This window comes from Streptomyces sp. NBC_01116 (genome assembly GCF_041435495.1).
Lineage (GTDB): Bacteria > Actinomycetota > Actinomycetes > Streptomycetales > Streptomycetaceae > Streptomyces.
In genome coordinates this window covers 6,684,144-6,701,977 of sequence record NZ_CP108644.1, presented here as the reverse complement: position 1 = coordinate 6,701,977, position 17,834 = coordinate 6,684,144, and the positions used below count along the sequence as shown (strand labels likewise).

The following is a 17,834-nucleotide window of genomic DNA, read 5'->3' as shown; positions in this document are numbered from 1 at the left end:
CGTGGTAGCTTCCGAAGAACCTGCTCTCTGTACTAACAGGTCCGGATTTTGCCTCAAGGGGGAGAAATTCATGCGCGTCTTGTTCACCACCTGGCCCGCCAAGGCACACCTGTACCCCGTCGCCCCGCTCGCCTGGGCGCTCCAGAACGCCGGGCACGAGGTCCGGGTGGCCGCCCATCCCATGATGGCGGAGACCATCCGCTCGCTGGGGCTCGTGCCGGTGGCCCTCGGCGAGGACGGCCCCCTTCCCGAGTCACGGACCGGGGACGACACCGAGGCGAACCTCGACCGCCTCGCGGAGGCTCTCGACCTCTCCCCGGGCGACCGCTACCTCTGGGACACGCTGCGCACGTTCGTCCTGCCCCTCATGTGGGACTTCCATCCCCTGGACCGCGCATCCGACACCGTCGACGCGGCCGTCGACGAACTGGTCCGGTTCGCCCGGCACTGGGAACCCGATCTCGTCCTGTGGGATCCGTGCTGGCCGTCGGCCGCGGTGGCGGCACGCGCTGCCGGGGCGGCACACGCCCGCCTTCTGTGGGGGCAGGACTACTGGGGCTGGGCTATCGACCGGTTCGCGGAACGGCGGCGGGTGCTCGGGGCGGCGCTCGGGGAGAATCCGATGGTCGACACGGTGCGGCCGGTCGCCGACCACTACGGGGTCGAGGTCGACGACGAACTGCTGCTCGGACAGTGGACGGTGGACCCCGTGCCCTCGGGGATGCGGCTCGGTGTGACCCACCGTACGATCCCCATGCGATGGGTGCCCTACACCGGTACCGCCGTGGTCCCGGAATGGCTCTACGCCCGACCGGAGCGGCCCCGGGTCGCGATATCGCTCGGCGTGTCCATGCGTACGTACTTCAAGGAGAGCCAGGCACGGGTGGCGAGCCTGCTGGAGATGGTCTCCACGATGGACGTCGAGGTGGTGGCCACGCTCGACAAGAGGCAGTTGGAAGGCATCACCACCCTGCCGGACAACGTCCGGACCGTCGACTACATGCCTCTCACCCTGCTGCTGCCGACCACGTCGGCCTTCATCCACCACGGCGGCATCGGCTCCTTCGCGGCGGCCGCGACGGCCAACGTGCCGCAGCTCATCACGTCGGACGAGAACGACTTCACGACGGTGGACGACGAGGGGAACGAACACACCTTCGCCACCCAGCACATGGACGTGCCGGCCACGTCCTCCTATCTGGAGAGGAGCGGCGCCGGACTGACGCTCGACCACCGCCGCCTGACCATCCCGGAGATGCGGGACCGGCTGGAGCGCGTGCTGAGCGAACCCTCCTTCCGACGGGGCGCCGCCGGCCTGCGCAACGATCTGCTGGCGGCGCCCGGCCCGGCCGAGGTGGTACCGCTCCTCGAACGGCTGACGCGGGAGAACCGGTCGGGCGGCTGACAGCGGAGCTCCCGCTTCACGCCCGGCCGTACGCGTCGAAGAGGGCCTGCCACCACGGTGACACCGTGGTGGCAGGCCCTCTTCGTGCAGGAATCAGTCGAGTTCGTCGAAGAGGGCGAAGAGCTCCTCGTCGCTCGCCGAGTCGAGGTCCTCGCGGTCCTCGCCCTCACCGCCCCGACTCGCTCCGGCCCCTTCCACGGCCTTGAGCAGTTCCCGGAGCCGCTCCGAGATGAGTTTCTGCGCGTCCGGGGTCCCCGCCGCCACGACCATCTCGTCGGCGAGGGCCGTGAGCGTGGCCAGGACGGGATCGGCGCCCGACACCTCGGCCACGGTCAGTTCTCCGTCCAGGTGCGCTGCGATCGCCGCCGGCGACGGATGGTCGAAGACCAGCGTGGTGGGCAGCCGCAGCCCTGTCGCCCGGTTCAGCTGGTTGCGGAGTTCGACCGCGGTGAGCGAGTCGAAGCCCAGCTCCTGGAAGGACCTGTCGGCGGCGATACCGGACGGCGTGGCATGTCCGAGTACGCCGGCCACCTGGGCACGCACCAGGTCGGTCAGGATGCGCTCGCGCTCCTCCGGGGCCAGTCCGGCCAGCTGCTCGCCGAGGGACGCGTCCCTCGCGTCGTCCGGTGCCGCGGCCCGGGCGCGCCGCTGCCGGCTCGGGCCCGCCAGTCCGCGCAGGACCGGCGGGAGCGTGTCCGGTCCGGCGCGCAGTGCCGCTCCGTTCAGCCGGGTCACCGCGACGACGCTCTCGCCGGCGCGGATCGCCCCGTCGAAGAGAGCCATGGCGTCGTCCGGGGCCAGTGGCAGGAGTCCCGACTTGGACAGCCGCCGCAGATCCGTCTCCTGAAGGTCCCCGCCCATGGTGCCGGAGCCTGACCACAGCCCCCACGCCAGCGAGAGTCCCGGCAGCCCCATGGCCCGCCGATGTCCGGCCAGGGCGTCGAGGAAGGTGTTCCCCGCCGCGTAGTTGGCCTGCCCCGCGGTCCCCAGCAGCCCCGCCACCGAGGAGTACAGGACGAACGCCGTCAGCTCGGTGTCCCGGGTCAGCTCATGGAGGTTCCACGCGGCGTCGACCTTGGGCCTGAGCACCTTCTCCAACTGCTCCGGCGTCATCCGCGTGACGACCCCGTCGTCCAGGACCCCCGCGGTGTGCACGACCGCGGTCAGCGGGTGGGTGTCGGGGATGCTCTCCAGCACGGCGGCCAGGGCGTCCCGGTCACCCGCGTCGCAGGCCGCGAAGCCGACGTCCGCGCCCAGCGCCTCCAGACCGGCGGCCAGTTCGGCCGCTCCGGGCGCCGCCTCCCCCCGTCGGCTCAGCAGCAGCAGCCGTCGGGCCCCGTGTTCCGTGACCAGATGCCGGGCCAGGACACCGCCGAGCGCGCCGGTCGCGCCGGTGATCAGGACGGTGCCGTTGTCCCATCGGACCGCATCGGCGCTCGACTCCCGCAGGGTGCGGGAGAGCCTCGGCGCCATGAGCGTGGAGTCGCGGACGGCGAGTTGCGGCTCGTCGTCGACGAGCGCGGCGGCGAGCACCGGTCCGGGAACGTCGTCGTCCACGTCCAGCAGGGTGAAGCGTCCGGGGTTCTCGGTCTGCGCGGACCTGAGCAGGCCCCAGAGGCCGGCGTGCGCGAGGTCGGTGACGTCCTCGTCCCCCACGGCCACCGCACGGCGGGTCACGATCACCAGCCGGGAGTCCGCGGTGCGTTCGTCCTCGATCCAGGACGCCACCGCCTCCAGCGCCCCCAGCACCGCCCCCCGTGCGCGTTCGGGCAGCGGGCCGTCCTGCGCCGGGTCCACCAGGGGCAGCAGAACCACCGGGGGCAGCGGGCCGGCCGCGTGGAGTGCGGCGGGATCGGCGAACCGCGGCGCATCGCTCCCGGCGGCGAGAGCACCGGCGCCGAGTATCGCGAACGGGAGCGGCCGCGCCCCGCCGGCACCGCGGAGCGGCGTCCACTCCATACGGAGGAGCCCGTCCGAGGCGCCGCCCGACGTGCGCAGGGCTTCCTTCGACAACGGCCGCAGCAGCAGCGATCCGGTCGCGACGGCGCTTCCCGCCCCGTCCGCTGCCGTCAGCGCGATCCGCAGCGCGTCGTCCCCGCGTGAGGTGACCGTGAGCCGCACCCGCAACGTGGTGGCCCCGGGCCGGTGGAGGGTGAAGTCCGACCAGGTGAAGGGCAACCAGGCCGGTCCGTCCGACGTGATCACCCCGGGCAACAGCGGGTGCAGCACCGCGTCCAGCAGGGCGGGGTGGAGGCCGAAGGGCGTGGTGCCGGTCCGTTCCCCGCCGAGTTCGGCCTCGACGAAGATCTCGTCGTCCCGCCTCCACACCCTGCTCAGGCCCTGGAACTCCGGCCCGTAGTCGTATCCCGCGGCCGAGAGCCGCTCGTAGGCCCCGTCGAGGCTGACCTCGTCCGCTCCGCGCGGAGGCCACACGTGCAGCCCCTCGGAGGGAGCCGCGCCGGAGGTGATGGCGCCCTCGGCGTTCCGGGCCCACGGCCGGTCGTCGTCGAGTCCGTCGCCGACGTTCCGGGAGTGGATGGCGAGGCGCCGCCTTCCGGACTCGTCGGGCTCGTCCACCACCACCTGGATCCGGGTGTCCCCGCTCCCGTCCAGCACCAACGGCGCTGTCAGCGTGAGGTCCTCGACCAGCTCGCAGCCCGTCTGCCGAGCCGCGGTGAGCGCGAGGTCGAGCAACGCGGTGCCGGGGAGGAGCACCGTCCCGTGGACCGCGTGGTCGGTCAGCCACGGCTGGAGCCGACGCCCGATCAGTCCGGTGAACAGATACGCGTCCCGGTCGGCGACGCGCACCGCGGCGCCGAGGAGCGGGTGGCCGGGTGTCGTCTGGCCGAGGCCGTCGGCGTCGGTGGCCGACAGGGAGCCGTTGAGCCAGTAGTGGTGGTGTTGGAAGGGGTAGGTGGGGAGGGGGGTGTGGGGGGTGGTGGGTTGGTGGGTGGTGTTGGGGTTGGGGGTGGTGTGGGTGGTGGTGTGGGTGTGGGTGAGGGCGGTGGTGAGGGTGTGGGTTTCGGGGTGTTTGTTGTGGAGTGGGGTGATGGTGGTGGTGTGGGGGTGGTGGTGTTTGGCGAGGGTGGTGAGGACGGGGTCGGGGCCGATTTCGATGTAGTGGGTGGTGGTGGGGGTGTGGGTGAGGGCGTGGTGGAAGCGGACGGGGTTGCGGAGTTGGCGGGTCCAGTAGTGGGGGGTGGTGTGGTCGGTGGGGGTGGTGGGTTGGCCGGTGAGGGTGGAGATGAGGGGGGTGTGGGGTGGGTGGTAGGTGAGGGTGGTGGCGGTGGCGTGGAATTCTTCGAGGATGTCGTCCATGTGGGGGGAGTGGAAGGCGTGGCTGACGTGGAGGGTTCGGGTTTTGTGGCCGCGTTGGCGCCATTGGGCGGCGAGGGTGTGTGCGGTGTGGTGGTCGCCGGAGATGACGAGGTCGGTGGGGCTGTTGATGGCGGCGAGGGTGATGTGGGTGTGGTGGGTGGCGAGGTCTTCGGCGAGGTCGGTTTCGGTGGCTTGGACGGCGATCATGGTGCCGTCGGTGCGGGCTTGTTGCATGAGGCGGCCGCGGGTGGTGACGAGGGTGGCGGCGTCGGTGAGGGTGAGGATGCCGGCGGCGTGTGCGGCGGCGATTTCTCCGACGGAGTGTCCGATGAGGGTGTGGGGGGTGATTCCGTGGTGGGTGAGGAGGTGGTGGAGGGCGGTCTGGAGGGCGAAGAGGGCGGGTTGGGCCCATTGGGTCTGGTGGAGGAGTTGTGCTTGGGGGGTGTCGGGGCGGGCGAACATGATGTCGCGGAGGGGGTGTTCGAGGTGGGGGTCGAGGGCTTCGCAGGTGTGGTCGAGTGCGGTGGCGAAGACGGGGTTGTGGGTGTGGAGTTGTTGTCCCATGCCGGGTCGTTGGGAGCCCTGGCCGGTGAAGAGGTAGGTGGTGTGGGGGGTTTGGGCTTTGGCGGTGGGGAGGGTGTTGGGGTGGGGGGTGTGGGTGGTGAGTGCGTTCAGGGCGGTGAGGAGTTCGTCGCGGGTGGTGCCGATGACGGCGGCGCGGTGGTCGTGGGTGGTGCGGGTGGTGGCGAGGGCGTGGGCGATGTCGGTGGGGGTGAGGTGGGGGTTGTCGTGGAGGTGGTCGAGGAGGCGGGTGGCCTGGGCGGTGACGGCGGGTGCGGTGCGGGCGGTCAGGACCCAGGAGACCGGCTGAGGCACCACCCCAGCACCAGCCCCGGCCCCGGCCCCGGTGACAGCCCCGGCTCCGGCTTCGGTGACAGCCCCGGCCCCGGCCTCGGCCCCGCCACCGGTCTCGTTGTCGGTGCCGGTGTCGGCTTCGGTGTTGGTGTTGGTGTTGGTGTGGGGGTTTTCGAGGATGAGGTGGGCGTTGGTTCCGCTGATGCCGAAGGAGGAGACGGCGGCGCGGCGGGGGCGGTCGTGGGTGGGCCAGTCGCGGGTGTGGGTGAGGAGTTCGATGTGGCCGGAGTCCCAGTCGGCGTGGGGGGTGGGGTTGTGGACGTGGAGGGTTTTGGGGAGGGTTGCGTGGCGCATGGCCTGGACCATTTTGATGACGCCGCCGACGCCGGCGGCGGCTTGGGTGTGGCCGATGTTGGATTTGAGGGAGCCGAGGTAGAGGGGGTGGTCGTGGGTGCGGTTCTGGCCGTAGGTGGCGAGGAGGGCGTTGGCTTCGATGGGGTCGCCGAGGGTGGTTCCGGTGCCGTGGGCCTCGACGGCGTCGATGTCGGTGGTGGTGAGGCCGGCGTTGGTGAGGGCTTGCTGGATGACGCGTTCCTGGGCGGGTCCGTTGGGTGCGGTGAGGCCGTTGGAGGCGCCGTCCTGGTTCACGGCGGAGCCCCGGACGATGGCGAGGACGTGGTGTCCGTTGCGCCGGGCGTCGGAGAGCCGCTCGACCAGGAGCAGGCCGACGCCCTCGGACCAGCCGGTACCACTCGCGTCCGAGGAGAACGAACGGCACCGCCCGTCGACCGCGAGCCCCCGCTGCCGCGAAAACTCCACGAAGGTCTGGGGACCCGCCATCACCGTGACTCCGCCCGCCAGCGCGAGATCGCACTCCCCCTCACGCAGCGCTGACGCCGCGAGATGCAGGGAGACGAGTGACGACGAGCACGCGGTGTCGACCGTGAGGGCGGGCCCTTCCAGGCCGAAGGCGTACGACAGTCGGCCCGAGACGACGCTGGAGAGGTTCCCCGCGAGCAGGAAGCCCTCGAACTCCTCCGGGCTCTTCGGCAGACGCGACACGTAGTCGTCGTACATCACGCCGGTGTACACACCCGTGCGTGAGCCCCGCAGCGTCGACGCGTCGATCCCCGCGTTCTCGAAGGTCTCCCACGCCGTCTCCAGAAGGAGCCGCTGCTGCGGATCCGTCGCCGTGGCCTCCCTCGGCGACATACCGAAGAACTCCGCGTCGAACCGGTCCGCCTCGTACAGGAACCCACCGTGCCGCGTATAGGACGTACCCACGGCCTCGGGATCCGGATCGTACAGAGCCTCCAGATCCCAACCCCGGTTCTCCGGGAACGCGTCGATCGCGTCCCTCCCCTCGGCGACCAGGCGCCACAGGTCGTCGGGCGAGCGCACTCCGCCGGGGAACCGGCAGGCCATGCCGATGATCACGATGGGATCGTCCGTGACCGTGCCGCGCTTCGTGGTGGTCGCGGGAGCGGACACCGTACCGCTCACGCGCTCACTCAGATGCGCGGCGAGCGCCGCGGTGGTCGGATGGTCGAAGGCGACCGTCGTCGACAGCCGGAGACCGGTCGCGCGGTGGATCCGGTTGCGCAGCTCGACCCCGGCGAGCGAGTCGAAGCCGAGGTCCTTGAAAGCCCGCTCGGGATCGACCTGATCGGCTCCCGCGTGCCCGAGCACGCCGGCGACCGCCTCCTGGACCAGAGCGAGGACCGCGTCGGCCCGCTCGTCCCGGGGCAGGGCGGCGATCCGCCCGGGCCAGTCGGCACCGGCCGCCGCCCGGGCCGCGGGCGTGACGGACGCGCGGTGTGTCCGTACCAGGCCGCGGAGCAGTGCGGGCACGTCATCGGCGTCGCGGAGCCTGGACGGGACGAGCGGAACGGGCACGCCGAGGGCGCTTCCGGTCGTCAGGGAAGCGTCGAACAGGGCGAGTCCGGTCTCCTCGTCGATCGGGTCGATCCCGGCGCGGGCCCAGCGGGCCACGTCCGACCGGTCCAGACGCGTCCCCATCCCGTGCGATCCGTCCCACAGCCCCCAGGCGAGCGATACGCCGGGCAGCCCGAGGGCCAGACGGTGCGCGGCCAGCGCGTCGAGATAGCTGTTGGCGGCGGCGTAGTTGGCCTGGCCGGCGGTACCGAGCAGACCGGAGACCGAGGAGAAGAGGACGAAGGCGGCCAGGTCCAGGTCGCGGGTCAGGTCGTGCAGGTGCCAGGCGGCGTCCGCCTTGGGCCTCAGCACGGTCTCCAGCTGTGCCTCGGTCATCGCCTCGGTCGTCGCGTCGTCGAGGACGCCCGCCAGATGCACCACGGCCGTCAACGGGTGCGCGGGGTCGACCCCGTCGAGCAGGGTGGCGACCGACTCCCGGTCGGAGACGTCGGCGGCCAGCACGGTGACGCGGGCGCCGAGTTCGGTGAGCTGCGCGGTCAGGGCCGCGGCGTCGGGGGCGTCCGGGCCGCGACGGCTGGTCAGCAGAAGGTGGCGCGCCCCGTAAGTACGCACGAGGTGACGGGCGAACAGTCCGCCCAGACCGCCCGTGCCGCCGGTCAGCAGTACGGTTCCCTCCGGATCGAGAGCGGTGGAGTGCGATCCGGCGCCCGCCCGGCGCAGGCGGGGGATTCTCACCTTGCCGTGCCGAACGGCCAGCTGGGGTTCGCCGGTGGCCAGGGCGGCACGCAGCAGCCGGTCGTCGGTGCCCTCGTCGAGGTCGACGAGGACGACGCGCCCGGGGTGCTCCGTCTGCACGGAGCGCACGAGTCCCCAGACCGCCGCGGAGTCCAGTCCGTCGATCGGCTCGTCCGGCTCGACCGCCACGGCCCGCCGGGTGACGAACACCAGCCGGGAGTCCCGGAAGTTGTCGTCGGCGAGCCACCGCTGTGTCAGACCGAGAGCCTCGCGGACCACGGTGTGCGCGGCCTCCGGTGTGTGCTGTGCTCCGGCGTCATCGAGGTCGAGCCGCACCACGAGGTCGTCGGCGCCGGCGGTCTCGGGCAGCCGTCCGCCCCTCACCTCCAGGACGCCGCGCCGCGGTTCCCGGGCCGCCGGGAGATCGTGCCAGTCGACCTGGAAGAGGGCCTGGGCGTACGGGGCCCCGGCCGGCGCGACCCGGTCCCTGGCCACGGACCGCATCACGAGCGAGTCGACGGTCGCGACGGGGGCCCCGTGCGGGTCCGTGAGAGACAGCGCGTACGTGTCGTCTCCCGTCGGCGTGGCGCGCAGGCGCACCGTGGTGGCCCCCGTGGCGTGGAGGGTCACCCCGCTCCAGGTGAACGGCAGGCGGATGGCGTCCGGGGCGCCGGAGTCGGCCATGGCCAGCACCAGGGGGTGCAGGGCCGCGTCGAGCAGGGCCGGGTGCAGACCGAATCCCCCGACGTCCTGAAGCAGGTTCTCGGGCAGTTCGATCTCGGCGTGGATCCGGCCGTCGAGGCTCCCCTGCCGCCGCAGTCCCCGGAAGGCGGGGCCGTACGCGTAGCCCAGCTCCGCCAGTCGCTCGTAGGCATCGCCGAGCGGCTCCTCGCCCGCGCCGCCCGGCGGCCAGGAATCGTTGTCCTCCCCGGTCTCGGGGGCGGTGCTCGGGAGCGCACCGAGCAGACCGGTGGCGTGCCGGGTCCAGGGGCCCGGGGCGGCGTCGGGCAGACCGGGCCGGGAGTGGATGGTGAAGGCGCGTGCGCCGGAGGGGTCCGGTGGCGCGACTGCCACCTGAACGCCGATGACCGCTTGTTCGGACAGGGTCAACGGCACCTCCAGCGTGAGGTCGGCGACGTGCTCGACGCCCGCCCGGTGCCCCGCAGCCAGGGCGAGTTCGAGGAAGGCGGTGGCGGGCAGGAGCACCGCGTCGGCGACGGCGTGGTCGGCGAGCCAGGGATGGGTCCGCAGCGACAGGCTGCCGGTGAGCAGGAGTTCGTCGCGGTCCGCCGGCGTGAGGGCAGCGGTCAGCAGCGGGTGGCCGATCTCGTCGAGGCCGAGCCCCCTGACATCGGTTCGGGGCGCGGGCGCCGACCAGTAGGGACGGCGTTGGAAGGCGTAGGTGGGAAGGGCGACGCGTTCGGCGCGGGGGGTGAGTGTCGCCAGGTCCACGGGGGTGCCGGTGGTGTGGGCCCGGGCGACGGCGCTGAGCAGGGTCTGCGGTTCCGGGTGGTTGGCCCGCTGGAGGGGGATCGCGGTGGTGTGCGGTTCGGTGAGGGAGGCCTGGGCGAGGGAGGCGAGCGAGGCGTCGGGGCCCACTTCGAGGAAGGTCGTGGTGCCCTGGGTCCGCAGGGTGGTGACGGCATCGTGGAAGCGGACGGTGCCCCGGATGTGGTCGGTCCAGTAGTCGGGAGAGGTGAGCTGCTCGGGGGTGGCGGTGGTTCCGGTCAGGGTGGAGACGACGGGAACGGCGGGCCGGTGGTAGGTGAGGGAGGCGGCGATGGTGCGGAAGTCGTCGAGGATGCCGTCCATGTGGGGCGAGTGGAAGGCGTGGCTGACACGGAGCCGGTGGGTGCGCCGGCCCTGGTCGTGCCAGTGCCGGGCCGCTTCCAGCGCCGCCGCCGTGTCACCGGAGACCACCACGGCACGGGGGCCGTTGACCGCCGCGACGGCGAGGGCGCCGTCGTACCGGGCGATGGTGGGGATGATCTCGGCCTCGGTCGCTTCGACGGCGATCATGGAGCCGCCGGCGCGGGCTTCCTGCATGAGGCGGCCGCGCGCGCTGACGAGGGTGGCGGCGTCGGTGAGGGTGAGGACTCCGGCGGCATGGGCCGCGGCGAGTTCCCCGACGGAGTGGCCGGCGAGGAAGTCCGGCACGACACCGTGGTGGTCCAGGAGCCGCAGGAGCGCCGTCTCGAAGGCGAAGAGGGCAGGCTGGGTGTAGGCGGTGCGGTGGAGGAGTTCCGACCGGGACGTGTCCGGTTCGGCGAACATGACGTCGCGGAGCGGGTGTTCCAGGTGAGGGTCGAGAGCCGCGCAGACGTCGTCGAGCGCGGCGGCGAAGACCGGACTGTGGGCGGCGAGTTCCTTGCCCATGCCCGGGCGTTGGGAGCCCTGACCGGCGAACAGGTAGGCGGTGCTCACCGTCCGGGTGGCGTTGCCCGTGACGAGGTGGGGAACCTCCCGGCCGTCGGCGAGGGCGCCGAGTCCCGCTCGCAGGGCCTCCATGGTCCCGCCCGTCACGACGGCGCGGTGGTCGAAGGCCGTACGTGTGGTGGCGAGCGAGAACCCGATGTCCGCGGCGTCGGCCGCCGGATGCTCGTCGAGATGGTCGAGCAGGCGGCGCGCCTGGGCGCGCAGCGCGGGCTCGTCCCGGGCGGCGAGCGGCCACGCGACGGGCCCCTCGACCGGCTCTGCTTCCGGGGCGGGGGCGGCGGAGGGCTCGGGGCTCCCCTGCTGGAGGACCAGGTGGGCGTTGGTGCCGCTGATGCCGAAGGAGGAGACGGCGGCGCGGCGGGGGCGGTCGGCGCCGGGCCATGTGCGGCTGTCGACGAGGAGTTCGACCGAACCGGAGGCCCAGTCGACGCGCGGAGTCGGCTCGTCGGCGTGGAGGGTCTTGGGCAGCAGGCCGTGGCGCATGGCCTCGACCATCTTGATGACGCCGCCGACGCCCGCCGCGGCCTGGGCATGGCCGATGTTGGACTTGAGGGAGCCGAGGAAGACCGGGTTTCCTCCGCGGCGGTCCCGGCCGTAGGTGGCGAGGATCGCCTCGGCCTCGATGGGGTCGCCGAGGGCCGTTCCGGTGCCGTGCGCCTCGACGGCGTCGACCTCCGAGGCGTGCAGCCCGGCGTCGGCGAGCGCCTCGCGGATGACCCGCTGCTGCGACGGCCCGCTGGGTGCGGTCAGCCCGTTGGAGGCGCCGTCCTGGTTCACCGCGGAGCCCCGGATCACCGCGAGGACGTGGTGTCCGTTGCGTCGGGCGTCGGAGAGCCGCTCCACCAGGAGCAGGCCGACGCCCTCGGCCCAGGAGGTGCCGTCGGCGTTCGCGGCGAACGACTTGCTCCGGCCGTCGCCGGCGAGTCCACGCTGGCGGGAGAACTCGACGAACATCCCCGGGGAGGACATGACGCCGACCCCGCCGGCGAGCGCCATGGTGGTTTCGCCGGAGCGCAGTGAACGGACCGCCATGTGCAGGGCCACGAGGGAGGACGAGCAAGCGGTGTCGACGGTGATCGCGGGCCCGATCAGGCCCAGTTGGTAGGCCACCCGGCCGGACACGACGCTGCTGGTGCTGCCGGTCAGGACGTGTCCCTCGGCCTCCGTGGACGCGTCGGCGAGCCGGGGGCCGTAGTCCAGGGACGTGGCGCCGACGAAGACGCCGGTGCGCGTGCCGCTCAGGGTGCGCGGGTCGATGCCCGCGCGTTCGACGGCTTCCCACGCGGACTCCAGGACGAGTCGCTGCTGCGGGTCCATCGCGGCCGCCTCGCGCGGCGAGATGCCGAAGAAGCCCGCGTCGAAGTGGGCGGCGTCGTAGAGGAAGCCCCCCTCGCGCACCGAGCTCTTGCCGGTCCGTTCGGGGTCGGGGTCGTACAGGTCCGGGTCCCAGCCCCGGTCGTCGGGGAACGGGCCGATGGCGTCGCCGCCCTCGGCGACGAGACGCCACAGGTCCTCGGGTGAGGCGATGCCGCCCGGATACCGGCAGGCCATGCCGACGATGGCGATGGGTTCGTCGTCGCGGAGGGCGGGAGCGGTCCCGTCCCCGGCGTCCTCGTCCGCCGTGCCGTCCAGCGCCGCCCGTGTGTAGGCGATGAGCGCGGCGGGGGTGGGGTGGTCGAAGATCAGGCCGCTGGGCAGCCGCAGGCCGGTGGCCTCGGCGAGGCGGTCGCGCAGTTCGACCGACATCAAGGAGTCGAAGCCGAGCTCCCTGAAGGGAAGCCGGTGGTCCACGCGCTGCTGTGGACCGTATTCCAGGACGGCGGCGACGAGCCCGGTGACCAGCTCGGGAGCCGAGCCGGGGAGCACCCCGCCCCCGTTGTCGGAATCCGGGCTCCGGACGTCGTGCCGGGGCGCGGGGAGGACGGGCGGCGCCGGGCGCCGGGCGCCGGGCCGTACGTCGATCCAGTGGCGCGTGCGCTGGAAGGCGTACGTCGGCGTCGGCACCCGGCGGGCCCCGGCCGGGAACAGCGGGCCCCAGTCCACGTCCACGCCCCGGACGTGCAGCGCGGCCAGGGCCGTCGCCAGCGTCCGCGCCTCGTCGCGCTCCCTGCGCAGGGCGGGTACGGCGGTGGCGGAGCCGTCGGTCACGGCGTCGGCCAGCGCCGAGAGCACCCCGTCGGGGCCGATCTCCAGGAAGGTGGTGACGCCCAGGTCGGTCAGCGTCTTCACGGCGTCGGCGAAGCGGACGGTGCCGCGGAGCTGGCCGGCCCAGTAGGAGGCGCTCCGCAGGTCCTCGCCCTCGGCCACCCTCCCCGTCAGGGTGGAGACGACCGGGAAGTCGCCCGTCCGGTAGGTCAAGCCCTCGGCCACCCGGCGGAAGTCGTCCGCGACCGGGTCCATGAGGGGCGAGTGGAAGGCATGGCTGACCGTCAGCCGGCGGGCCTCGTGGCCGCGTTCGGCCAGGATTCCCATCGCCTCCGCGACGGCGCGCTCGGTACCGGAGAGGACCACCGAATCGGGGCTGTTGACCGCGGCGAGCGCGAGTTCTCCCTCACGGCCGGCGAGCAGGTCCGCCACCGCGCCTTCCGGCGCCCGCACCGCGGCCATCGCGCCGCCTTCCGGCAGCGCTTCCATCAGACGGGCCCGCTCGGCCACCAGTGTCACGGCGTCGTCGAGCGGGATGATCCCGGCGACGTGGGCGGCCGAGATCTCACCGATCGAGTGTCCCGCGACGGCGTCGGGACGTAGCCCCCACGACGCGAGCAGCCGGAACAGCGCCACCTCCAGGGTGAACAGGGCCGGCTGGGCGTATCCCGTCCGCTCCAGATCGGTACCGGTGGACATCACCTCGGCCAGCGGCCGGTCCAGGTGCGGTTCGAAGGCGGCGCACAGGGCGTCGAAGGCCTCGGCGAAGACCGGGTGCGCCTCGTACAGACCGCGGCCCATGCCGGCGCGCTGGGCCCCCTGCCCGGTGAACAGGAAGGCGAGACCGCCCTGCTGGACCCTTCCGCGTACGAGACCCGGTGCCTGCGTCCCGGCGGCGAGCGCCCTCAGGCCGGAACGCAGTTCCTCCGGGTGCGATCCGAGGACGACGGCTCGGTCGTCGAAGGCCGTACGGGTGGTGTGCAGGGACCATCCGACATCGACGGGGTCGTCCCTGCGTACGGCCGTGAAGTCCTCCAGCGCGGCGGCCTGGGCACGCAGGGCCGCGGCTCCACGCCCGGAGACCAGCCACGGCACCCCGCCCGGCACAGTGCCCCGGGACGGGGTCCGCGGCCCGGACTCGGCCGCGGGGGCCTCGCCGAGGACGACGTGGCAGTTGGTCCCGCCCATGCCGAACGAGCTGACGCCCGCCACCAGCGGGCGGTCCGGGTGCGGCCACGGGGTGGGCCCGACCGGCACGGAGAGGCCGAGTTCGTCCAGCGGGATGGCCGGGTTCGGTGTCCGGAAGTTGAGGCTGGCGGGGATCTCGCGGTGAGTGAGGCTGAGGAGCCCCTTGAGCAGGCCGACCATACCGGCAGCGCCTTCGAGGTGGCCCACGTTGGTCTTGGCCGAGCCGACGAGCAGCGGATCGTCCGCGCTCCGGGAGGCGCCGAGCACCGCGCCCAGCGCGGCGGCCTCCACCGGGTCGCCGACAGGAGTCCCCGTTCCGTGGAGCTCGACGTACTGCACCTCGGAGGGGTGGACCCGGGCTTTCGCGTACGCCTCGGTCAGCACCTGGCGCTGCGCCTGGACGCCGGGCACGGTGAGCCCGGCCGTCGCGCCGTCGTTGTTGACGGCGCTGCCGCGGATGACACCGTGGATGCGGTCGCCGTCGGCGACGGCGGCGGAGAGGGGTTTGAGGACGACGACGCCGGCGCCCTCGCCGCGGACGAAACCGTTGGCCCGGCTGTCGAAGGTGTAGGTGGTGCCGTCCGGCGAGAGTCCGCCGAACCGCTCCTCGACGACGGCGCTCCCGGACAGCAGGTTGAGGTGCACGCCGGCGGCGATGGCCAGGGTCGACTCCCCGGACCGGAGGGACTCGGCGGCCAGGTGAACCGCGACCAGGGAGGAGGACTGGGCGGTGTCCACCGTGAGGCTGGGGCCGCGCAGACCCAGGTGGTAGGAGACCCGGTTGGCGATGATGCCGCGGCTGAGTCCGGTCATGCTGTGCTGCGTGACGGCACCGTCGCCGTACTGGTTGACCAGGCCCGCGTAGTCGTCGCGCAGCGCCCCCACGAGGACGGCGGTCCGGGTGTCGCGCAGCTGTTCCGGGACGATCGACGCGTCCTCCAGCGCCGCCCAGGCCAGTTCCAGGACGATCCGCTGCTGAGGGTCCATCGCGGCCGCCTCGCGCGGGGACACGCCGAAGAAGGCGGCGTCGAAGTCGCCCGGGCCGTCGAGGAATCCACCCCGGCGAACGGCGCTGTTTCCCGCTGGGGGCTCCGACTCGTCCCACCGGTCGGCGGGCGCGTCGGTGATGGCGTCGGAACCGCTGCGGAGGAGTTCCCAGAAGGAATCCGGTCCGGCCGCCCCGGGCAGTCGGCAGGCCATGCCGATGACGGCGATGCCCTCTTCCCGTTCGCGCTGCGCTCCGACCTCAACTGAATTGTGGTTGCTCTTCATCGCGCGCGGATCGCCCTTCCTGAATGACCTGGAAAACCATGCAGAAAGGTGAGCCTAAAGTGGTGTCCGTGCGCGACGGTCATCTACTGGTAACCCATAAAGTGCGATGTCGGAACTCATGCCGCATTACCGGATGATGGTCCCGAGGTTGACCGTGCCGCGTTGTTTCATCCTATGTTTCCCCACAGGTCGCGCTGCGCGACAGCACCGTCGGCCGCTGACCCGGCGGATGCGGTCGACCGACGCTCACCGACCCGCGCGCTCCTGCCTAAGGGCTGTCCCGTAAGCCCTGGTGGATCAGCGTGCGGCGTCAGATGCGGTGCATCGCAAGGCGGAGGGGCGTCCGCATACTGGATGTATGGGGATGTTCCGACAACGCGGCGAGGTGCCGTAGCTGTCGTCGCGCGCCCGCCAGGGATTACGGGACAGCCCTTAGCCGGCGTCTGCCGCGGCCCAGAGAGATGTGACCACGTAACCGGACCTGACCTCGTCACGTCGGCGGATCCGCCGGGGATATCTCCCGGGGCTCGAATTGAGGATCTGGGACTGGAGCAGCTGGAGTTCGGGGGACGGCTCAAGTCCCAGATCGCGATTCAGGATGCGGTAGAGATTCTGATAGGCCTGCAACGCCTCGCCCCTGCGACCCGACCGGTGCAGGGCCGAGATGAGCTGGCCGTGGAACCACTCGTGCAGTGGGTACTCGTGCACCAGGGCACGCAGCTCGGGCAGAAACTCACGATGGCGCCCGAGCCTCATCTCGGTCTCCACGCGCAGTTCGAGCGCGTGGAGCCTCAGCTCCTCCAGGTGAACCGCGTGGCCGGTGAGAACTCCGCCCACCGGGATGTTGTCCAGGACCGGGCCGCGCCACAGCGCGAGAGCGCGGTCGAGCTGATCCGCGGCACGCTCGGGCGCCCCGCCCTCCAGCTCCTGATGGGCCTTCCTGACGGATCCCTCGAACGAACGGACGTCGACCTCGTCGTCGGCGATGTCCAGGCGGTACCCCGGAGCCATCGTTGTCAGGAGTGCGCGGCCCGGGAGGGCCACTTGGGCGTCGTCGAGCATCCGCCGCGCGTGATAGACGTGCGTCTGGAGCGTCCGCGCGGCTCCCCTTGGTGGATTCTCGCCCCACAGCTCGCGGATGAGCGTGCTGGCGGAGACCGCTTCCCGGGGCTGGAGCGCCAGCACGGCGAGCATCTGGCAGACCTTGGGAGCCTTCGGCGCGAACTTTTCATTACGGTGGGTGACGATCTCGAAGGGGCCAATGAGGTTGAACTGCACGGTTTGCGCTCCTGTTCCGGCGCGATCGGCGCCCACTTCGCTGCTCGGTTCCATTCGGGTCGTGACCTCAACATTAAGGAGCAGCCGCCACGCACCCCCGGATCAATCCAAGAGAAAGTCAAGTTACCGGACGGTAGTATGCTTTTCGGGGTCGCTTCACGACCCTCCGCCCTCGGTGGGCGAACCCTCCACGTTCAGCGCGGCAGCCATGTGGGCCACCGAGGCCAGGGTCATGTGCCGGTGCCAGCCGGGGTAGGAACGCCCGGCGAAATCCAGCATCCCCACGGCTTCCGAGGTCGTGGAGAAGCCCCGCGCCACCACGCCGACCAGCCGGGTGAGCCTCAACACCGACGCGACGGACAGCGTATGAGCGCTGGTCAGCCAGAGGCGATCGGGCATGCCCTCGGCACGCTCCGCCACCAGCGTCATCCTGCGGCCGCCGGAGGACCGGGGCATCACCACGGGAATCGCCGCCGCGAGCATGGGGCCGTCCGCCGAATTGACCCGGCGACGGAGCCGGGTGAGCGCGGCGGCCAGCTCGCCCGCGGGCTGCTCCCGGTCGCCGTACCGGGGAAGTTCGGCCCGGTCGAGCCGGAGAAGCGTCTCGGGAGCCACCCGCACCACGAAGACATTTCCGGACATCAGCAGGTACCGGGTCAAGGCCATCGTGTCCGCCTCCACGGCGTCGATGACGAAGGGCCCGCCGGGCAGCCCTCCGATGCTCACGGCCTGCGCCACCGCCGCGCGCACACACGTCTCGACGGAACTCTCCGTGACGGTGGCGGGAATGGCGACCCGCGTCCGCAGCGGGTCCTCCAGCCAGCGGCCGGAGATGCACAGCTGCCAGTCGACCGGGACCGCGGTCCGCGGGGTGGCCATCCAGCTACCCACCACCCGCTGCCCATTGACGCTCCGCCCCGTGTGCGGGTGGTACTGCGGATCCACGCCGACCGAGTACGAACCCGTCTTGGGGATGACCGTGGAATTGATCACCCAGGCCTCGGGCTCCAGCATCCCCTGGACCCGGCGCGCCAGCGACCGCCGTATCGGCATCCACTCCCAGGGCGACTCACTGATGAAGTGATGGACGTTCTGCTCGGCCGATAAGCCGTCGAACTGCGAGGCGATGTTGCGTAACGTCTTGCGCCCCGGCACCACCAACAGCCCTCGCACATACCGCTCAGCGTTGGCACGCTGCCGACTCCGCTGCATCGAGTCGAACAGATCCGGCCCGAGACCGGATGCCGCCCGCGCCCGGACGTCGCGATACCCCTTCATAGCCCCAGGCCCCCCGTTACCCAATAGA

4 protein-coding genes are annotated in these 17,834 nt (G+C 72.0%); 1 reads left to right on the top strand and 3 read right to left on the bottom strand.

Going from position 1 to position 17,834, the window contains the following annotated elements; all coding sequences use genetic code 11:
- Positions 1 to 70: 70 nt before the first annotated feature.
- A complete protein-coding gene (locus tag OG245_RS29485; protein ID WP_371626393.1) occupies positions 71 to 1,405 on the top strand; it encodes a nucleotide disphospho-sugar-binding domain-containing protein in 1,335 nt (444 codons plus the stop codon).
- Positions 1,406 to 1,498: 93 nt separating this feature from the next.
- Here the strand turns inward: OG245_RS29485 and OG245_RS29480 are convergent, their stop codons facing one another.
- From OG245_RS29480 to OG245_RS29470, 3 genes are all read right to left on the bottom strand, one after another.
- Positions 1,499 to 15,250: a type I polyketide synthase gene (locus OG245_RS29480; RefSeq protein ID WP_371626392.1), complete on the bottom strand. Its 13,752-nt coding sequence runs from the start codon at positions 15,248 to 15,250 to the stop codon at positions 1,499 to 1,501.
- A 432-nt stretch (positions 15,251 to 15,682) separates the two neighbouring features.
- Positions 15,683 to 16,528 carry a BTAD domain-containing putative transcriptional regulator gene (locus OG245_RS29475; protein WP_371626391.1) on the bottom strand — a complete coding sequence of 282 codons (846 nt, stop codon included), beginning with the start codon at positions 16,526 to 16,528 and terminating at the stop codon, positions 15,683 to 15,685.
- A gap of 156 nt (positions 16,529 to 16,684) precedes the next feature.
- Positions 16,685 to 17,806 (bottom strand): IS701 family transposase, encoded by a 1,122-nt coding sequence (locus OG245_RS29470; RefSeq protein ID WP_371626390.1) that lies wholly within the window; start codon positions 17,804 to 17,806, stop codon positions 16,685 to 16,687.
- Between the last annotated feature and the right edge of the window lie 28 nt (positions 17,807 to 17,834).